Below are 18,173 nucleotides of genomic sequence, written 5' to 3'. Positions count from 1 at the left end.
CTGTCTGCAAGCTCGCCGCCTATTCTGGCAGGGGAGCGAGGCGTGAAGCGGGGGCTATGGGTTGCAGGCTGCATTGGACTGATTCTGGCCTCTCCGGCCTTTGCGGGCGATCAGCCCCTTTATGCTCCCGCCCCCGAATGGGTGAAACCGGCTGCCCTGCCCGATGACAAGCAGCCCAGCGGGGCCGGCGGGGTGATGCTGCTCGATTTCCAGCACCGCATCGATGGCCCCACCGTCTGGCAGTATAGCGACACGATCCGGCGGCTGGATTCGCCCGAAAGCCTGACGCAGAGCAACATCATCACCTTGCCCTGGAGCCCGGACAAGGGCGATCTCATCATCCACCAGCTTTCGATCCTGCGTGACGGGCAGACGATCGACGTGCTGGCGGCTGGGCAGAAATTCACCGTGCTGCGCCGCGAGGAGCAGCTCGAAAAGAGCGAGCTTTCCGGCATCCTGTCTGCGACCCTGGCGGTCGAGGGGCTGCGCGTCGGCGACAGGTTGCGCCTGCGCGCCTCGGTCACCCGCAAGGATGCCGCGCTGGGCGGACGGTCGCAGATCGTGCAATGGCTGCCCGCCGCCCCCGCACGCATCCCCTCGGCGGGTTACAGCCTGGCCTGGCGCAAGGATCAGCCGGTGCAGTGGAAGTCGCTGGCGGGCAGGCTCGACGTGAAGCCGGTGCGCGATGGCGATTTCATGCGCCTCGAGGTCGCGGCACCGCTCGCCAAGCTGGCCGAGATGCCCGACGATGCGCCGGGCCGATATCGCCTGCTGCCGATGATCGAGGCCTCCACCTTTGCCAGTTGGGCCGACGTGTCGAAGGTGATGGCGCCGCTCTATGCCACGCAAGGCACCGTCGCGCCGGACAGCCCTATCGCCGCCGAGATCGCCGCGATCATGCAGGCGACCAGCGATCCCATGGAGCGCGCCGCCAGGGCGCTGCAGCTGGTGCAGGACAAGATCCGCTATCTCGCCGTGGGAATGGATGGCGGCAATTACATGCCCCAGTCACCGCAAAAGACCTGGGACGCGCGCTATGGCGACTGCAAGGCGAAGACGCTGCTGCTGCTCGCCATGCTGCATGCGATGGGGATAGAGGCAGAGCCGGTGCTGGCCGGCGTGCGGCTGGGCGAACTGGTGCCCGAGCGTATTCCAAGCGCGGCGGCGTTCGACCATGTGCTGGTCAGGGCGACGATCGGATCGGAATCGCTGTGGCTGGATGGCACCGCGATGGGCACCAGGCTGGCCGACATGCGCGACACGCCGCGTCTGGGCCATGTGCTGCCATTGCGCGCAGACGGTGCCGATCTGATGCAAGTGGACCTGCGCGCGCCCGGACGCCCGATGATCGACCTGGAGATGACGGCGGATGAAAGCACCAGCATCGACCTGCCTTCGGTCATCGATCTCAAGATGGTCGTGCGCGGCGAGCTGGCCAGCCTGCTGACGCTGATGACCGCACAGATGCCCGAACCCGAGCTGCGCGACGGCGTGCAGTCGGTCCTCCAGGAATTTGTCGGCGAGGCGCAGTTCGAACAACTCGAGGCCGTGCCCGATCCGGATGCGGGCACTGTCACCATTCGCGGCCGGGGCGCGTTCAACACCGGCTGGAAGATGCAGGAGCGGCGCATGGAGCGCTGGCTTTCGCGCGTGCCGGATCTGCTCGATTTCAAGCCGGACCGGGCAAGACCAGCCTGGGCCGCGATCCCGGTCGCGACCGCCGGACCGCTGCGCAGCCGTTACAAGATGACGATCCGGCTGGCCGATGGCGGACGCGGCTACACGATCGAAGGTGACCCGTCGGTCGACATGACGGTCGGCGGCACCGCGATCCGCCGGTCGCTGACGATGGCGAACGGCGAGGTGATGATCGAGGAAGACCTGACATCGCTGGGCGGCGAGATCGCGGCGAGCGATGTGGCGCGCGAACGCGATCGCATGGCGACGCTGCTGGCGCGATCGCCCAGGCTGGTCGCTCCGGCCGATGCGCGGCGGCGCTGGTCGCTGGCCGGTGCGCCGTCGGATTCGCAGATCAGGGCAATCCGCGCGATCTATGACAAGGAGGTGCAGAAGGCCGACGAGGAAGACACGACCGCGCTGGTCAGCAGCCTGTCTCTGTATCGTGGCATCGGCGATTTCAAGGGGGCGGCAGGCGTGCTCGATCGGCAGATCGCGCTGCTGCCTTCAGCCGAAGCCTATAGCGACCGGGCGTCGGTGCGCGCGCAGCTGGGCGATCTGAAAGGCGCACTGGCGGATGCCGAGGCGGCGCGTTTGCTTGATCCAGCTGATATCGGCTATATTGGACAGGTCGCGGGGCTGAAGGCGGAGCTCGGCGATCTGGACGCTGCGCTGGCGCTGGTCGATGAACGCATTGCGCTGGGCGGCAAGACGCTGACCGACTTGCGAGTGATCCGCGCCGATCTGCTGGGGATGTATGGCGACGCCACGCAAGCGCTGACCGAACTCGACCAGGTGATGGCCACCAAGCCCGGCGATCCTTCGCTGCTCAACATGCGCTGCTGGATCAAGGGCACGCGGATGGTCCAGACCGAATCGGCGCTGAAGGACTGTACCGGCGCGCTGGAGCTCAGCGACAGCACCGCAGGCATTCTCGACAGCCGCGCGCTGGTCTGGCTGCGCATGGGGCGGCTCGAAGAGGCGCTGGCCGATCTCGACGCCGCGCTGCTGCAGGCACCCAGCCTCGCCGAAAGCCGGTACCTGCGATCGATCGTCTATCGCAAACTGGGCCGCGAAGCCGATGCGGCGGCCGATCTGGCGGTCGCGCGGCAGCTCTCGCCATCGCTGGAGCGGCAATATGCGCGCTATGGGCTGAAGCCCTGAAGCCACCGGCCGAGGGGACGTTCACCACATTTCGGGCCGCGCCAGCCCCTTTCCTTGCCCCCGGACCCTTTTCCTTGCCCAAAGCACCGCGTTCGCCTATAGCCGTGCGCAGCATTCGGCCACCCCGCGAGGGGTGGCCATATTTTTTGGAGAAACGCGCATGTCTGCCAACCCCCAGCCGCTGATGCCGCACGCGACCGCATCCTGGATGGTCGACAATACCGGGCTCAGCTTCGAACAGATTGCCGATTTCTGCGGCCTGCACATCCTGGAAGTCCAGGCGATGGCCGATGACCTTGCCAGCAGCAAATATACCGGCCGCGATCCGGTGCGCGCGGGCGAACTGACCATGGCCGAGATCGAGAAGGGCCAGGCCGATCCCGACTATCGGCTGAAGATCATCGCAGGGCCCGCGCAGGTGCGCCGCACCAAGGGTCCGCGCTACACCCCGGTGTCGAAGCGCCAGGACAAGCCCGACGGCATCGCCTGGATCCTGCGCAACCATCCCGAAATCTCGGATGCGCAGATCGGCAAGCTGATCGGCACCACCCGCAACACCATCGCCGCGATCCGCGATCGCAGCCACTGGAACATCTCGAACATCCAGCCCAAGGATCCGGTGACGCTCGGCCTGTGCTCGCAGCGCGAGCTCGACGCCATCGTCAGCAAGGCCGCCAAGAAGGCCGGGATCACCGACCAGGCGCCGACCGACACGCGTCTGGGCGGCGACCGCGAGGCGCTGATCGAGGAACTGCGCGCCGAACGCGATGCCCAGCACCGCGCCGCCGAGGAAGCCGCGCGCGAGGCCGCGATCGAATCGTCGCTGCTCGGCAACGCGACCGTCGAAACCGAGAGCAGCGAAGACTGATGACCGAGGCTGCGGTCCCCGAAGAAGCGGCAACGCGCTCGGGGCCGCCCGCTTATGATGCCTCGCTCGCCGATCACGGGCTCGAGCCCAAGGAATTTCGCGGGCTGACCTATCCGCTGGGCGATCATGCGCCCGGCTATGGCGACTATTTCGCCATCGCGCCCGGGCTCGGCTGGACCCGGCTGCCGGTCCCCGGATCGCTCGACCATATCAACATCTGGTTGCTCGACGACACCGACGACGAGGGCGATGGCGTCGCGATCGTCGATACCGGGCTGTACATGCCCGCCTCGACCGATGCGTGGAAGAAGCTGTTCGCCGAAGGGCTGCAGGGCAGGCGGATCACTCGCGTGCTGGTCACCCATTTCCATCCCGACCATGTCGGCGCGGCCGGCTGGCTGTGCCGCCGTTTCGGCGTCAGGCTATGGATGAACCGCACCGAATGGCTGATGGCGCGGATGCTGACCGCCGATGTGCGCGAACAGCCTCCCGAGGAAGCCATCGACCAGATGCGCCTGGCGGGGTGGGACGACAAGCGCCTCGACGAGATGCGCGCGCGTGGCTGGGGCAATTTCGCGCGCATGGTAGCCCCGCTGCCGATCGGCCATGTCCGGATGGAAGACGGCGGCGAGGTGCAGATCGGCGAGCGGTGCTGGACGGTGATGACCGGCGGCGGGCACACGCCCGAACATGCGTGCCTGATCGACAAGGCGGGGCAAGTGGTGATCGCGGGCGACCAGATCTTGCCGCGCATCACCAGCAATGTCTCGATCATGGCGAGCGAACCGACCGCAGACCCCTTGCGCGAATGGCTCGACAGCATCGCGAAATTCCGTGCCGCACTGACCGGCGACGAGCTCATCCTGCCCGCGCATGGCTTTCCGTTCACCGGGGTTCACGAACGGCTCGATGCTCTTGCAGCGGGTCATCACGACCGGCTCGATGCGCTCGAGGCGGCGCTCAAGGAGCGCGAGATGCGCGCGGTCGACACGTTCGGCATCCTGTTCGCGCGCAAGGTCGACGACAGCGTCTATGGCATCGCCACCGGCGAGGCGATGGCGCATCTGCGCTATCTGGAATATGCCGGCCGCGCGACCTGTGCGGTGCGTGACGGGGTTGCCTGGTATTCCGCCTGAGCTCTATCCCGAGCGGTATTGTGATTCAGCTTCGGCCATATAGTCCCGGGTGATCGGCAGCGCATGGCGGCTGCGCGCGAACTGCACCTGATAGTTGCACATGCCGCCATGTTCGAACGCAGCGGTGGCCCCGGCGAGATAGAAGGTCCACATGCGGAAGAAGCGCGCATCGTAAAGCGCCTCGATCTCGGCCTGTTTCTCGACCGTGCGCTTATACCAGAGCCTGAGCGTATGCGCATAATGCAGCCGCAGTGTCTCGACATCGGTGGCGATCAGCCGCGAAGGCTCGCTCGCGCGCACGATCTCGCTCAACGCCGGGATATAGCCGCCGGGAAAGATGTACTTCGCGGTGAAGGCATCGGTCGCGCCTGGACCGCCCATCCGCCCGATGGTGTGCAGCAGCATCACGCCGTCATGCGCAAGCAGCTTGCGGCACTGGCGGAAGAAGGTCTCGTATTGCGGCACGCCGACATGCTCGAACATGCCGACCGAAACGATACGATCGAAGCTGCCGGTGAGCGCGCGATAGTCGATCAGCTCGAACTTCACCCGGTCGGCAACGCCCGCCTCCTCGGCGCGGCGGCGCGCGACCTTGAGCTGCTCCTGCGACAGGGTAATGCCGAGCACGTCGACATCGGCGACGCGGTTGAGATACAGCGCCATGCCGCCCCAGCCGCAGCCGATATCGAGCACTTTCAGCCCCGGTCTCAGGGCAAGCTTGGCGGCGATATGCGCCTTCTTGTCGTCCTGCGCCTGCTCGAGCGAATTGCCGGGATCGGTGAAATAGGCGCAGCTATATTGCTTGTCGGCATCGAGAAAGAGATCGTAGAGCCGGTCGTCGAGATCGTAATGGTGCGCGACATTGCGCTGCGAGCGGCCCGCCGGATTGATCTGGTCGATCCGTCCGCCGATTGCCCGGACGAGCTTGCGCAACGGCCCTTTCGGCTTAAGGTCGCCGCCCTTGTCCCACGGCGCATTGGCACGGACGAGCTCGATCAGCTCCATGATGTCGCCGCGCTCGATGATAAGCCGCCCGTCCATATAGGCCTCTCCCGCCCCGAGGCGCGGGTGGAGCGCGATGAAGCTCGCCACGTCCTTGTCGGCGAGCCGGATCGCGACATCGGGAAAGCCGGGCGTGGCTGTGCCGAAACTGCGGGTACGACCCTGATGGTCGGTCAGCTCGAGCGTGCCGTGGCGGATGATCCGGTTCAGGAAACGGTCGATAAGGCTCATGATGACCTAGATAGTGCAGCCAAAGTCAGATGCCAGCATACCATTCATATCCAGCCGCATCCTCCCAGTAACCGCCGCCCCCACCATAGGCGAGCCGATAGTCGGCGACTGCCTCTATACGCCGGACATATTTGGCGTGCTTGTAACCGAGATGCCGTTCGACCCGCAGACGCAGCGGCGCACCATTGCCGATCGGCAGCAATTCGTCGTTGAGCGCCCAGGCCATCATCGTCTGCGGGTGGCGCGCATCTTCCATGTCGATGCTCTCGTAATAGGGCCCGGCGCGCAGCGTATCGGCGCAGTGAAATACCAGATAGCGCGCGCTGTCCTTGACCTGCACCTTGTCGAGCAGGTGCGCGAGGTTGACCCCCGTCCATTTGCCGATCGCGCTCCAGCCCTCGACACAGTCGTGCCGGGTGATCTGCGTCTGCTTCGGCATCGACCGGATCTGACCCAACGCGAACCGCATCGGCCTTTCGACCAGCCCGTCGATGGCGAGCGTCCAGTCGGAAAAGCCGGTCGCGGCCTGTTTGAGATAATCGGCATCGGTCGGCGCACGCGTTCCGTTGGCGGGGACCGAGCGCCCGATATCGCGCGGCGAATATTCGCGCGCCATCCGCTCGCGCCCCTGGATCGCGCGCTGCAACGCCATATTGCCCTTTTCCGCCAGCAGCAGTGTATCGCGCCAGCCCTGGTTGGCGTTGAGCGCATCGCAGCCGCTGAGCAGACCGCCCGAGGCAACCGCGAGCGAGCCGACCAGCGCGCGGCGCGTGACGATCAGGGGGCTCTTCGTCTCGCTCATCGCCGGTGTCCGATCGTCATGCCGCGCAGCAGCGTGAGCGGCTTGTGCACGATCACCAGGGCGACGTGCAGCACCATGAAGCCGATCAGCGACCAGGCGATGATGAAATGGATCGAGCGCGCGGTCTGGCGTCCGCCGAACATCATGCTGGGGAAATGCAGCGCGGCATCGGTGCCCGGCGACATGGCAAGCCCCGTCACGATCATCAGCGGCAGCATCACGAAGATCACCGCGATATAGCTCAATTTCTGCAGCGGGTTGTACGCCTCGCCGGGCGCGGTGTGGAAATCGAACTTCGCGTGATCGACGATCGTGCGCCACAGCGCGCGCGGGTGCCATTCGGCCGCGCGCATCGCGATCATCGATCGGATATGCCCGTTGAACAGGCTGAAAATCATGAAGAACAGCAGGCCGAAGGCGAAAAACCAGGCGAAGAAGAAATGCCAGTGGCGCCCATCGGCCAGGCTGTAGTCGCTGGGGATCGTCGCCCAGCCGGGAAAGGCGCGGCTGCGCATCTGCCCTTCGCCATCGCGATAGACGCCGAGCACGCCGGTGGTATCGATCCGGGTGCTACCGATGCCGAGATATCCGCGGCTCCCCTGCTGCCCGATCTCGAGCCAGGCGGGCTCGTCGCGATTGCCATATTCGCCCCAGTAGAGCCGGGGGTGGGCGTTGAAGATCATGAGGCCGCTCATAAACAATGTGATCAGCGAAACGAGATTGACCCAGTGCCAGATCCGCGTCGTCAGCGCATGGCTGTGATCGGGTTCGCTGACCGGAGGCGCGATCTCTGGCGCGGCCTGGGGCACCGCGACGGGCTCGGCAGGGTCGAGAGCGGCGATCATGTCGGTCATTCGCAATCCAGGCGCACAAGGTTACAGTCGTTCCGCGAATCCATGCCCGATGGTACGTCACGAAAGGTCGCCTGTCATGTCCGCCAAGGCCGAAGTCATCACGCTCGATCCCGATCCGCTGGCACCCTATGCGATCTCGCCGGGCTGGAGAGCGGGCGGACTGCTCTTCCTGTCGGGCCAGGCGGCGATCGACCCGAACGGCGCGATCGTCGGCGCGGGCGATTTCGACGCGCAGTTGGAGGCGACCTTCGCGAATATCGACCGCGTGCTCGCTGCAGGCGGCAGCGACCGCAGCCGCATCGTCAAGGTGACGATCTATCTCACCGACATGGCAAATTTCCCCGCGATCGTCGAGGCGCGGCGGCGCTATTTCACCCCGCCCTGGCCCGCCGACACGATCGTCGAGGTGCGCGCACTGGCGCTGCCCGAGCTGATGGTCGAGATCGACGTGATCGCGCTCGCCGGCGAGCGCTGAGCCCGGCTCAGGCGAAGCTGCCCGCCAGCCGAAGCAGATCGGCCTTGCGCCGGACGCCGGTGCGTTCGAAGATCTGCGCAAGAAAGACCCGCGCCGTGTTGCGGCTGATCGCCATCAGCGCCGCAGCCTCGTCGAGCGCATCGACCCGGCGCAGGACATCGAGCAATTCCGCCTGGCGCTTGGTCAGGCCCAGTGCGCCCATGAACACCTTCACCGGGTCCTGGGCGTGCTTCATATAGGTCACGTCGACCTTGACGCTGCGGAGCGCCGTCGATTGCGGCAGCGACACCACGCGCACCATGGTGTCGGCAAGGCCGGTCTTGAGCGTCAGGTCCATGACTTGGCCAGGACCGGGGTTCTGGATCATCGCCGTCAGCGCCGACTGGAAGTCGGGCAGTATAGTGCCAAGCCTCCCGTCCTCGTCCAGCCGCGCCAGGCCGGTCAGCGGCAAGGTATAGCGGATCATCGGCGAACGCTCGTCGGCGGCCACCTGCATGTCCTCATCGACGACCAGCGAAAACGTGTCGATCTGCTGAAGCTGCGCCACCATGGCCGTCGCCGCCTGCTCCGGTTCCACCTTGCGGCGGAGCGAGAGGTTGATCGCGCTGAACTTGTCGTAAAAGCGCTGGTAGAATTCGGCGATATCCGCCTGCGAGGCCTCGGCGCCACGTCGCAGGATCCCGAGGCCGATCCGGGCATCGCCGATACAGGGCATGATCAGCATGGAGGCATCGCTCGGCGGGTTGTGCGAATCGTACCACGCCCAGAATTCGTCCTGCTCGTCGATATCATCGGGACGCCGCAATTCATCATGCAGGATGATGCCATGATCCGCCGGCGGCATCCCATGGCGGGCGCGCGGCCCGATCCGGTAGAAATGCTCTGCATAGGCATCGACGACACCCTGGTCGATATTGGCGGTGCCCAAAGGCCGGATCATGCGATTGTTGCCGAAGATCACGCTTATCAACATGGCGTCAGCCCCGGCCAGCGGCAGCATGCGCGTGAGCGCATCGGACCATGTGCAATGGCCCAACGCAGCATCAGCAATCAACTCATCCAGCCTGTCGAACCGGTTGGAAAGAAGGATCATGAGCCGGTCATGTGCCAGTGCCGGAAGACCGCGTGATGACGTAATCGTCGCGCCCGTCGATCGAGACAGTCAGGCGGATGCTCCAATCGTCCGACCCGCCGAAGCGTACATGGCTGAGCATGCGGCCAGCCTCTTCGATCGTGCCGAAGCTGCTGGTGTTCACCGAATTGTTGGAGCTGCCCGAGCGCGATTCGATGCGGAACCGGCCGGCGCAGCGGCATGGGGCTGCGGCAATCACCCTGGCATCGACCAGCGCGCCATCCTTGCTGACGACCAGCGTGATCGGCTGGTCCTGTGCAACGCCTGCAGTCATGGCATCATCCGCTGCGGCGGCAGGCGGCGCGGCGGAGATGGCCGCGGCCAGAAGAATGGGGGTGAGCCATCGGGCATCACCGCGGTGGTGGGGCATTGACGATCGCTCCCAGAATTGCATCGATCGCATTGGTGGCATCGGCCGGAATGTCGCTGGTCTCTTCTTCTGTGGGCGGTGCCTGTCCCGCCTGACCGGACGTCACCGCTGCCGCAATGGCGAGATCGTCATTGCTGAAATCGGCGCTGCGGCCGCTGCCCAGCCTGCGCGCGGCAGCATCGGGCGCGTCGGCCACGGCACCGGTCGCGGCCTGCTGCGCGAGCAGCCTCTGTTCGGCGGAAAGCTGCGGCTGGCGACGCCCGGCAAATTCGCCGGCCCGGGCTTCGATCGGACGTGCGCAGATATCGGGGCCGGCGCCGGGCTTGGCATCATCGCACGCATCCGCGCCTTCCAGGCGCTGGGTGCCGAGCTGGCCGCCATCCTGGCCGGCAGCGCTCAGCTGGCGCTGCGGCACCGCGTTGCCCGAGGGCGAGGACAGCTGGAATTCGGTCGGCAGAGCGGCGCTGTCCCCCTGGCTGGTGCCGATCGAGGGCACTGCCAGCGACCGGTCGGGGGACGAGGCCTGATCGGTCACGACGGCCGCGCTGCGATCGGCGGCATCGCTCTCGTCGCTCTGCGCATCCACGGCGCCGGCATCCTGCGCCGATGCATGGGGGAGCAACTGGGTCGATGCGACCGCTGCGAGAACGAGCAGCCCCAGCACCGCATAGCGCACCATCTCTTCGCCGCTGGGCAGACGAAGCGGTGGCAGCGAACGCAGCAGGGGCAGCCGGGGCATGTCAGCTGCCCCCGTTCGACTGGGTGATCGACATCGTCTGGTTGCCGCTCTGCACGATCTGGAGATCGGACAGGCCACTGCCATTCTGCACCCAGCGAAGCTGGTTGGCGGTTCCGTTCTGCGTCGCGGTCATGGCGTTGTTGTCACCCCGCTGGAACAGCTCGGCGCGGTTGTCGGACCCGTTCTGTCCCAGTCGCATCTGGTTGCCATCGCCCTGTTGTCCCAGCATTGCGGTATTTACACTACCGGCCATCGCAGATTGATCAAGCCAGATCGCGTTGCTCTCGCCCTGCTGGGCCGCGACCGCGATATTGCCGCCGCCATCGCTTGCATTCTGCTTGGAAATGAAGCTGTTGAGCAGACCCGCCTGGTCGATTTCGAGATAGGCGGTGCCCGCACCCTCCTGGGTCACGCGGGCCGTGCCGTTGTCACCATCCTGCCCGATGCGCGCAAATTGCTGGCTGCCATTCTGGCTGATGGTGGCGGTGTTGTTGTCGCCGATCTGCGTGATGAAGGCGCTGGTGCGCAGCGGCACGGGCCGCATCAGCTCGATCGGTTCCGAAAGCGGGCCCGCCGTGCAGGCTCCCGCAGAGGCCCCTGCGCACGGGTCGCTCGGAGCGGATTGCGCATATACCGTCTGTGCCCCCAGTACCATCATCGCGGCGATGGCCAGCCTGGCAGAACATGTGCGCATGGAAACTCTCCTGTACTGCCCTTGGGGCAGCCCCGCACGAAGCGGAGCCGCCCCTCAGGTCATCAGTTGTCAGTTCGGTGCACCCTGGGTCACGGTGGCGATCATGCCCGTGCCGTTCTGGGTGATGGTCGAGAAGTTGTTGCTCGAGTTTTGAGTCACCTCAGCGACATGACCCGAATCGTTCTGGATGATGAACGAGTCGTTGTCATTGCCGAACTCGGTCTGCTTCACGATCGCAACCTGGTTCGAGCCCCCTTGAATGATGCTGGAATCGTTGCCCGAGCCCGTCTGAAGAACGTCCGCATTCAGCACCGAGCCACCATTGCCCGACTGGTTGATGAAGCTCGTGTTGTCACCGGTGTTAACACCCAATGCCCCCTGAGTGACATTTGCCGAAAGACTGATGCCGTCTTGGATGGTCAAGGCGCGGTTTCCATCCGATATCTGGATGATATCCGCATCGTTATCGCGACCCTGAGTTCCACCCTGGCGAATTTCGGCACCATAGACTGTGGGGGTCACGCCTTCGAGGAAGGCGCCGTCATTGTTCTGCGTTCCAATCTGCGAAATGAACGCATTCTGATTGTCACCCCGCTGCTCGACGCGTGCGGTGTTGTTATTGCCGCCAGCGGCCTGATTGATCGTAGCAGTCTGATTGTCGCCGCGCTGCGATGCGAAAGGCGAATCACGACCCTGGTCGACATTGGCAAGACCGCCAGTCCCGTCTTGGGTCACATCAGCGAACTGGTTGCGACCGGTCTGCTGGATATTCGTCTCGTTGTCGTCGCCACCTTGATTGACCTCGACATTGTGATTTTCGCCGAAGAGGTCACCGCCCTGGGTAATTATTGCGCGATTTTCATCGCCATTCTGGTTGACAATCGAATCTTGATTGACGCCAGTCTGCGTGATTTCCGTGCGGTTTTCGCGACCGGTCTGGCCGACGAGAACATTATGATTTCTGCCGATTCCGGTTCCCTGGTTGATGAATGCCTTGTTGGCATCCCCATTCTGACTGACGACAGCATCCTGATTGAAACCGCGCTGTGTGATTTCGCTCTCGTTTGCGCCGCCGTTCTGACTGATCGACGCAGTATGGTCACTACTGACATCCGCGCCCTGGTTGATCGTGGCGCGGTTCACATCGCCGCCCTGCTGCTCGATGAACGCTTCATGCAGTCCACCGGCCTGGGTGACGGTGGCGAAATTGCCATTGCTCAGCTGGACGACACCTGCAGCAGCACTGCTCCCGGTCGTTCCAGCACTGTTGCCGAAGCCACCTTGGGTCACGGTAGAAGTGTTATCAGCACCGGTTTGCTCGACATTGGCGGCATTGAACCCGGCTCCGCTCTGGAACACCGTGGATTCGTTGCTGACATTCGATTGGGTGACGATTGCTTCGTTGGAGCCGAGCAATCCCGCCTGTGTCACGGTGGAGATATTGTCACTGCCATCCTGCGTCACTGTGGCAGCGTTCGAATTGCCAGTCTGCGTAACCGTGGATGTATTATTCGTGCCATCCTGATCGACGGTAGCCTCGTCGAAGTCGCCGCTCTGCAACACCGTTGATTCGTTGCTGGTTCCTGCCTGAGTGACTGTCGCTAGGGCCGAATCATTAGTCTGCGAAACCTTAGAGATGTTCTCGCTACCCGACTGGGTGACCGTGGCGGTGTTGTTGTCGTCCGAGCTGCCTGTGCCGTTATCCTGCACGATCGACGAGTCGTTCTTGTCGCCCGACTGGGTCAGCGTGGCCTTGTTGGTGTTGCCGCCTTGGGTGACGACCGAGATACCATTGGTACCGCTCTGGCCCACCGTCGCGTTGCCATTAGTGCCGGTCTGAGTGACGGTTGACGTGTTGTTGACCGTCTGTGCCTTCGCCGGAGCAAGGGCAAAGATCGCCAGCGTCGATGCGCCGGCAAGAAGAAGCTTTTTCATTATCTTATATCCTTCAAAGAATGCTGGCTGGTGCCTGGTTATGGACACCAGCCAGTCAGTTCTCTTGCCTTAGTTGACGCCGCCCTGGGTCACGATTGCAGAGTTGTTGGCTCCCGACTGCGTGATCGTCGACACGTTTTCGTTGCTCGTCTGCGTGACTTCAGCGCTGTTGTTGGTGCCGTTCTGGGTCAGCATGGAAACGTTATCGTTTCCGGACTGGTCCACGTCGGCAAAGTGGTCGGTACCGTTCTGGGTGATCGTCGAGCGGTTGTCGCTGCCCGACTGGTCCAGATTGGCGATCATCAACGTACCGTCCTGAGTGATGGTCGAGATATTGTCACTGCCACCCTGATCGGCAGTAGCAGAGTTGTTGGCGGCAGACGCAGCAATCAGCGTGTTGGTCTGATTGATCGTGCTGGTGTTGCCGTCACCACCCTGGGTGCTGGTTGCAGTCATCAGGCGAGCGCTGACGGTATTGGAGCCACCGGTCTGGTTGATCGTGCTGGTGTTGCCGCCACCGATCTGATCAATCGAAGCCGAGGCCACGCGCGGATCGGGACCACCCGACGGGTTCGGGGCGTTGTTAACGGACTGGTTAATAGTAGCAAGGTTACCACTGCCAATCTGATCGATCATAGCATTCGACAGCTGCCCGGACTGGGTCACCTCGGCTGTATTGTCATCGCCGCTCTGATCAACGCCAACCATGCTCAAGTCGCTGCTTTCGCCGGCAGAGTTGTCGAAGCCCGACTGCAGCACGTCCGACGTATTGCGGTCGCCCGACTGATTGACGTTCAGATCACCGCTAGAACCCGATTGGATCGCATCGGATACGTTGCCCTCACCGCGCTGAACAATCAGCGCGCCCTGGCTATTGGTCTGGTTGGGGTTGCTTGCAATGCGACCCTGGGTCAGTTTGGACGTGTTGTTGGTACCACCCTGATCCACGACAGCCTGGGAGTCCACCGAGGCCTGGGTGATCGTCGAATTGTTGAGCGAACCCGCCTGGGTCACGTCTGCCGAGCCGCCGGCATTGGCTTCCTGCGTGATCTTCGAGTCATTTTCCTCGCCGGTCTGCGTGACGAACGCAGTGGCATTGTTGTTGGGGCTGCTCTGCGTAATGGTGGAAGTCAGCAAAGTGCCGTCCTGATCGACATCAGCAAGCCCTGCCGAGCCGCTCTGAGTGATCTTCGAATCGTTATCGAAGCCCTTCTGAGAAACCAGCGCGCTGGAACCCGTGGCATCGATCAGCTGGGTAACCGTCGAGCTGTTCTGCTGGCCATCCTGCGTGACCGTGGCCGAAGCGTCCGACGACTGGGTGATGGTCGAGACGTTTTCCACATCGTCTGCGCCAATTTCAAATGGGTTTGTGGTCTGCGTGACGATCGCCGAGGCACCGGCGGCCGTTGCCTCCTGGGTCACGGTCGAACTGTTCTGGCTACCCGTCTGGGTTACCAGAGCGCTTGCGGCGCTGTCCTGCGTAATTACCGAGCTGTTGGTAGGGAAGTTAGGATTGGTTGAAGTGGAAGTGCCCAGCTGCGTAACGGTAGCGGAAGCGCCGTCGGCATTCTGCTCGATTTGCGAATTGTTGTCGCCATAGAATCCGAGATCACCCTGACTGACAGTGGCCGTTGCGCCAGCGGTCTGGTCGATCTGCGAATTGTTGAAGATGCCGGTCTGGCCGACAGTCGCCGAGCCGCCAATTCCGGACTGGTTTACTTCCGAACGGTTCAGATCGCCTGTCTGAGTCACGCCCGCTGTGTTGCCCGAACCACCCTGAACGATGTTCGAGAAGTTGCTGCGAATCCTGTCACCACCCGCATCATCGCGGCCATCCTCGCCGCGGAAACGGACACCGTTGCCCGACTCGTTGGTCGTCTGCGACACGGTCGCGCTCGAACCGTCACCCGACTGTTCGATGGTGCTGTCGTTCTCGTTACCGTTCTGGGTCACCATCGCAAGCGCTTCGGCGGTCTGCGTCACCGTCGATACGTTCTCGTCACCAGACTGAGCCACATCGGCCGTGGCACCTTCTCCGCCGACCGTCTGGTCAACCGTCGATTCGTTGTCGCTGCCTTCCTGATCGACTTCCGCGAAATTCTTGTCACCGGTCTGAGCGACGTCGGAGGTGTTGTTGACGCCGCCCTTCTGATCGACGTCGGCGTCATTGAGGACACCGGACTGGACGATCTCGGAGAAGCTATCTCCGTCCTGATTGACCTTGGCGACATTGCCCGCGCCGCCCGACTGGGTGACTTCGGATTCCGAGCTGTTGCCCGCCTGGTCGACTTCGACCGTGTTGCGGCTGCCAGTGGTGCCGTTGCCGCTTTGGGTCACGGTCGACTTGGCATTGCTGCCCAGCTGGCTGACGTCAGCACTGTTGTTTGCGCCGCTCTGGTCGATCGTCGAGCTGTTGTTGACGACGGTCTGGGCCATCGCCGGCATGCCGATCATCAGCGCCAGTGCCGAGACCGAGGTGTAAATGGAGGTCTTCATGGTTGATAATCCTCTGTTCAAGGGTCATAACCATGCTGCTCCGGAAGCAGCATTGCCGCCGGGGTCAGCATGATTGTTTCACACGCACTCATTGTTGTCATGCTCGCGCATCGGAGTTGCAGCTCCGGTGCGCGAGTTTTGTCAGGTCTTTATGTCAGTTCCGAATGCCGCCTGACCGGCTTCGGCTCTCGTCCGCGATCCTGGAGCGGTTGGGTACCCCGATTGGGGGACTTTCCCGATCCTGTCTTGCGCCTGCATACACGCCGCTAGCTGTGATGCAGGACATAGCTGGTCAATTAGTCTCCGAGCTTACCTCGCTTTTCTTCCCGTTCGTTTTCCTGTCCTTCACCTTCATCGGGGCAAGCTGGCGCGCACGTTCTTCTGCGCGCTGAACCTGTCCCGGCGTGAATTTTCCATCGCGTTCCTGCTGATATTGCAGCAGCTTGGCCATGCCGGCATCGCGGTCGGCGAAATCCCAGAGGCGCAGCTCGACGCCTTCCATGACCAGCGCATAGACCGCCTTTTCGATCGCCTGCTGCAGCGCCAGCTGGTCGGGTTCGTTGGTGGTGAACCCGGCCTCGGCCTCGAGCAGCTCGCGGAAGGCGACGAACTTGAACGCGCTCGCGCCAAAGGCCTGCGAGGCGATGGTCTTCGACGCGGTGACCGTGGTCAGCACCTCGCCGGTGCGTACCGATACCGCGCGCAGATAGACGGTGACCGTGTCCTGGCGATATTCGGTGCGGCCGCCGATGCCCAGAAAGGCTGCGCCTGCGCCGCCGGTCAGCGTGTTGGTATCATAACCGATGATCCCACCTTCGAGCAGCACGCCGGCAAACAGCAGTGCGGGCAGCGCATCGGGATTGACGACTCGCTCGCCAAGATAACGTTCGCGCATCTCGCGGATGATCTGGCGCTCGTTAAGCAGGTTCTTCAGATTCTCGCGCTCGACGATGGTGAACCAGCTGCGATCGCCGACATCCTGAAGCGCCTTGACCAGCACCGAGGCTCCGCCCTGGCTGACTGCGCGCGACAGCGTCTGGCCGGTCGCGCTGGGCTTGAACTGGCCGGTCTGGTCGGTGAAGCTGTAGACCGCCACCGCAACCTGGCGCGACGGCTTGGGAATGCCGCGCAGCAGCAGCTGGGTCTGGGTCGCGTTGGGCAGATAGGCATAGCTGGTCGTTTCGGGCAGAAACGCCTTGCCGCTGCCGCCAACGGTGGTGCAGCCGCTTGCCATCAGGGCAATTGAAAGGGCTGCCAGGCCGGGAAGGATCGGAAGACGCATGGCTCAGTCGACATCCACAAAGGTCGGGACGACGATCACCGTTTCTTCACCGGTATCGTCATTTATGATCGTGATCGTCACCTCGGTCAGCGAGCGGATGAATCTGACAGTCTGACCGCCAAAACTGATCGTGCCGCTTTCCTGGGGGTTGTCACCGAAAATCGCGGTAACAATTTGCGAGGAAAGTGCGGACAGCAGACGCGACTGGAGCTGGCGGGCGAAGATGTCCGCCTGCGAACTGCTCGAGCTCGACGCCGGGTTGGTGAAATCGTTTTGGGCATTGGCGATGCCCAGCAGGTGATTGGAATTGAACGGGTTTCCGCCGAAACTGGGATTGACAGGCTGGTAGACGATGTCCTGTGCAACGGCCTCATTTCCGAGTGGCATGGCAATACCGGCCACTCCCAGCCAGGCCACCGTCAAGGCCCTGACCGCACGCTTGTACGAGTGCACAACTCATCTCCTGCAGCTCGCCCCCGGAAGCTTTTGCCTCTCGAACGGCATAAAATTCATGCGACTCGAATTTTGTTAACGGGACCTTAGGAGCGATTAACGGAGTGTAAAATAGTGCAAATAGACTATAGGATAGCCCCATATTGGGGGTATCCAGACGCGTTCGCATGGAGTTGCAATGGCTTGGGACTCATCAAAGCCCAGCTTTCCCGCGCGCTGCGGTAGTTAATCTGTAGGGTGGGCAGGAGCTCAGCCAGCAGCCGGGAATCCCGATTGGGTACCATGAATTTGGCCGGATTTTACAAAATGTCCGTTTTCGAGACACAGTTTACCCCGTTCGTTGACGTAATCGACGTCAATTTGACGCGATTTGACATGTAAAAGTCGGGAAGTGGGCAGAATTGGGACGATCAAATCGCGTTTCGCGGCGTCCTGATGCAGGTTCTGCCTGGCACGGTCGTTCGATGCCCGGCTGCCGCAGCTGCCCCACCTTGGACACGCCTTCGATGGTGACTGGAAGTTCGCGCAGGTCGCGATGAAATCGCCTAGCCGTCTCGGCAGCAATAGCAGGCTCACCAGGGTTTGATGTTCACGCCTGGCGCGCCGCCGATCTGGCAAAGGCTCTTATCGATCATGTGTTGGGCAACTCGCCCGCTAGTCATCGTATTGGGCTTGATGCAGACGCGCCAGTGGCCCCGCGAGCATAGGCTTCGGGGCGATCAGCGGATCCGGGCTGGGCCCTGCCGCGGTTTGCGGGAATTGGGGGAAGGATGGAATGGGCTTTTATATTGGTTGCGGGAGCAGGATTTGAACCTGCGACCTTCAGGTTATGAGCCTGACGAGCTACCGGGCTGCTCCATCCC

Annotated in this window: 15 protein-coding genes; 4 read left to right on the top strand and 11 right to left on the bottom strand. The window is 63.1% G+C overall.

Annotated features, from left to right (window positions below; translation table 11 throughout):
* The first annotated feature begins 42 nt into the window (after positions 1-42).
* The 3 genes from OPU69_RS03290 (at position 43) to OPU69_RS03280 (ending at position 4,845) form a co-directional block, all read left to right on the top strand.
* Positions 43-2,841 carry a DUF3857 domain-containing protein gene (locus OPU69_RS03290; protein WP_498509334.1) on the top strand — a complete coding sequence of 933 codons (2,799 nt, stop codon included), beginning with the start codon at positions 43-45 and terminating at the stop codon, positions 2,839-2,841.
* 160 nt (positions 2,842-3,001) lie between these two features.
* Entirely contained in the window at positions 3,002-3,709 is a 708-nt protein-coding gene (locus tag OPU69_RS03285; protein ID WP_498509333.1) for a DUF1013 domain-containing protein, read from the top strand.
* Positions 3,709-4,845, top strand: coding sequence for an MBL fold metallo-hydrolase (locus tag OPU69_RS03280; protein ID WP_498509332.1), 1,137 nt, complete (start codon positions 3,709-3,711; stop codon positions 4,843-4,845). Before OPU69_RS03285 ends, OPU69_RS03280 begins: the two co-directional genes overlap by 1 nt.
* A 3-nt stretch (positions 4,846-4,848) precedes the next feature.
* Here the strand turns inward: OPU69_RS03280 and OPU69_RS03275 are convergent, their stop codons facing one another.
* From OPU69_RS03275 to OPU69_RS03265, 3 genes are read right to left on the bottom strand one after another with little or no spacing between them, the layout of a single operon-like run.
* Positions 4,849-6,078, bottom strand: coding sequence for a class I SAM-dependent methyltransferase (locus OPU69_RS03275; RefSeq protein WP_498509331.1), 1,230 nt, complete (start codon positions 6,076-6,078; stop codon positions 4,849-4,851).
* 25 nt (positions 6,079-6,103) lie between these two features.
* A complete protein-coding gene (locus tag OPU69_RS03270; protein ID WP_066044021.1) occupies positions 6,104-6,880 on the bottom strand; it encodes a molybdopterin-dependent oxidoreductase in 777 nt (258 codons plus the stop codon).
* The gene (locus OPU69_RS03265; RefSeq protein ID WP_498509330.1) at positions 6,877-7,734 is read right to left on the bottom strand and encodes a cytochrome b/b6 domain-containing protein; all 858 of its coding nucleotides are present in this window, start codon (positions 7,732-7,734) and stop codon (positions 6,877-6,879) included. Before OPU69_RS03265 ends, OPU69_RS03270 begins: the two co-directional genes overlap by 4 nt.
* Before the next feature lie 76 nt (positions 7,735-7,810).
* Between OPU69_RS03265 and OPU69_RS03260 the strand changes: the two genes are divergently transcribed.
* Entirely contained in the window at positions 7,811-8,209 is a 399-nt protein-coding gene (locus OPU69_RS03260; protein WP_498509329.1) for a RidA family protein, read from the top strand.
* A 7-nt stretch (positions 8,210-8,216) separates the two neighbouring features.
* Here OPU69_RS03260 and OPU69_RS03255 read toward each other — a convergent pair whose 3' ends face one another.
* From OPU69_RS03255 to OPU69_RS03220, 8 genes are all read right to left on the bottom strand, one after another.
* A complete protein-coding gene (locus tag OPU69_RS03255; protein ID WP_498509328.1) occupies positions 8,217-9,302 on the bottom strand; it encodes a helix-turn-helix transcriptional regulator in 1,086 nt (361 codons plus the stop codon).
* A 7-nt stretch (positions 9,303-9,309) separates the two neighbouring features.
* On the bottom strand, positions 9,310-9,711 hold the full coding sequence (locus tag OPU69_RS03250) for a hypothetical protein (protein WP_498509327.1): 402 nt from the start codon (positions 9,709-9,711) through the stop codon (positions 9,310-9,312).
* Positions 9,692-10,450 carry a hypothetical protein gene (locus OPU69_RS03245; RefSeq protein WP_498509326.1) on the bottom strand — a complete coding sequence of 253 codons (759 nt, stop codon included), beginning with the start codon at positions 10,448-10,450 and terminating at the stop codon, positions 9,692-9,694. The genes OPU69_RS03250 and OPU69_RS03245 overlap by 20 nt, the downstream gene beginning before the upstream one ends.
* A 1-nt stretch (position 10,451) precedes the next feature.
* The gene (locus OPU69_RS03240; protein ID WP_498509325.1) at positions 10,452-11,144 is read right to left on the bottom strand and encodes a hypothetical protein; all 693 of its coding nucleotides are present in this window, start codon (positions 11,142-11,144) and stop codon (positions 10,452-10,454) included.
* A 69-nt stretch (positions 11,145-11,213) separates the two neighbouring features.
* A complete protein-coding gene (locus OPU69_RS03235; protein WP_498509324.1) occupies positions 11,214-13,079 on the bottom strand; it encodes a beta strand repeat-containing protein in 1,866 nt (621 codons plus the stop codon).
* Between the two features lie 69 nt (positions 13,080-13,148).
* Positions 13,149-15,575, bottom strand: coding sequence for a beta strand repeat-containing protein (locus tag OPU69_RS03230; RefSeq protein ID WP_498509323.1), 2,427 nt, complete (start codon positions 15,573-15,575; stop codon positions 13,149-13,151).
* Positions 15,576-15,867: 292 nt separating this feature from the next.
* Positions 15,868-16,857, bottom strand: coding sequence for a CsgG/HfaB family protein (locus OPU69_RS03225; protein ID WP_066044051.1), 990 nt, complete (start codon positions 16,855-16,857; stop codon positions 15,868-15,870).
* 3 nt (positions 16,858-16,860) lie between these two features.
* Positions 16,861-17,310, bottom strand: a complete 450-nt coding sequence (locus OPU69_RS03220; RefSeq protein ID WP_498509322.1) for a curli assembly protein CsgF — start codon at positions 17,308-17,310, stop codon at positions 16,861-16,863.
* Positions 17,311-18,173 lie beyond the last annotated feature (863 nt).

The organism is Blastomonas sp. 34TW (assembly GCF_059803595.1).
Note: the sequence above shows the minus strand (reverse complement) of the source record. Positions and strands in the feature narration are given on the sequence as shown.

Excerpts from the sequence above, each read along its gene's own strand:
- OPU69_RS03260 (WP_498509329.1), top strand. The coding sequence starts at position 7,811 with ATGTCCGCCAAGGCCGAAGTCATCACGCTCGATCCCGATCCGCTGGCA.
- OPU69_RS03255 (WP_498509328.1), bottom strand. The coding sequence starts at position 9,302 with ATGATCCTTCTTTCCAACCGGTTCGACAGGCTGGATGAGTTGATTGCT.
- OPU69_RS03280 (WP_498509332.1), top strand. The coding sequence starts at position 3,709 with ATGACCGAGGCTGCGGTCCCCGAAGAAGCGGCAACGCGCTCGGGGCCG.
- OPU69_RS03265 (WP_498509330.1), bottom strand. The coding sequence starts at position 7,734 with ATGACCGACATGATCGCCGCTCTCGACCCTGCCGAGCCCGTCGCGGTG.
- OPU69_RS03235 (WP_498509324.1), bottom strand. The coding sequence starts at position 13,079 with ATGAAAAAGCTTCTTCTTGCCGGCGCATCGACGCTGGCGATCTTTGCC.
- OPU69_RS03275 (WP_498509331.1), bottom strand. The coding sequence starts at position 6,078 with ATGAGCCTTATCGACCGTTTCCTGAACCGGATCATCCGCCACGGCACG.
- OPU69_RS03230 (WP_498509323.1), bottom strand. The coding sequence starts at position 15,575 with ATGAAGACCTCCATTTACACCTCGGTCTCGGCACTGGCGCTGATGATC.
- OPU69_RS03225 (WP_066044051.1), bottom strand. The coding sequence starts at position 16,857 with ATGCGTCTTCCGATCCTTCCCGGCCTGGCAGCCCTTTCAATTGCCCTG.
- OPU69_RS03285 (WP_498509333.1), top strand. The coding sequence starts at position 3,002 with ATGTCTGCCAACCCCCAGCCGCTGATGCCGCACGCGACCGCATCCTGG.
- OPU69_RS03240 (WP_498509325.1), bottom strand. The coding sequence starts at position 11,144 with ATGCGCACATGTTCTGCCAGGCTGGCCATCGCCGCGATGATGGTACTG.
- OPU69_RS03245 (WP_498509326.1), bottom strand. The coding sequence starts at position 10,450 with ATGCCCCGGCTGCCCCTGCTGCGTTCGCTGCCACCGCTTCGTCTGCCC.
- OPU69_RS03270 (WP_066044021.1), bottom strand. The coding sequence starts at position 6,880 with ATGAGCGAGACGAAGAGCCCCCTGATCGTCACGCGCCGCGCGCTGGTC.
- OPU69_RS03250 (WP_498509327.1), bottom strand. The coding sequence starts at position 9,711 with ATGCCCCACCACCGCGGTGATGCCCGATGGCTCACCCCCATTCTTCTG.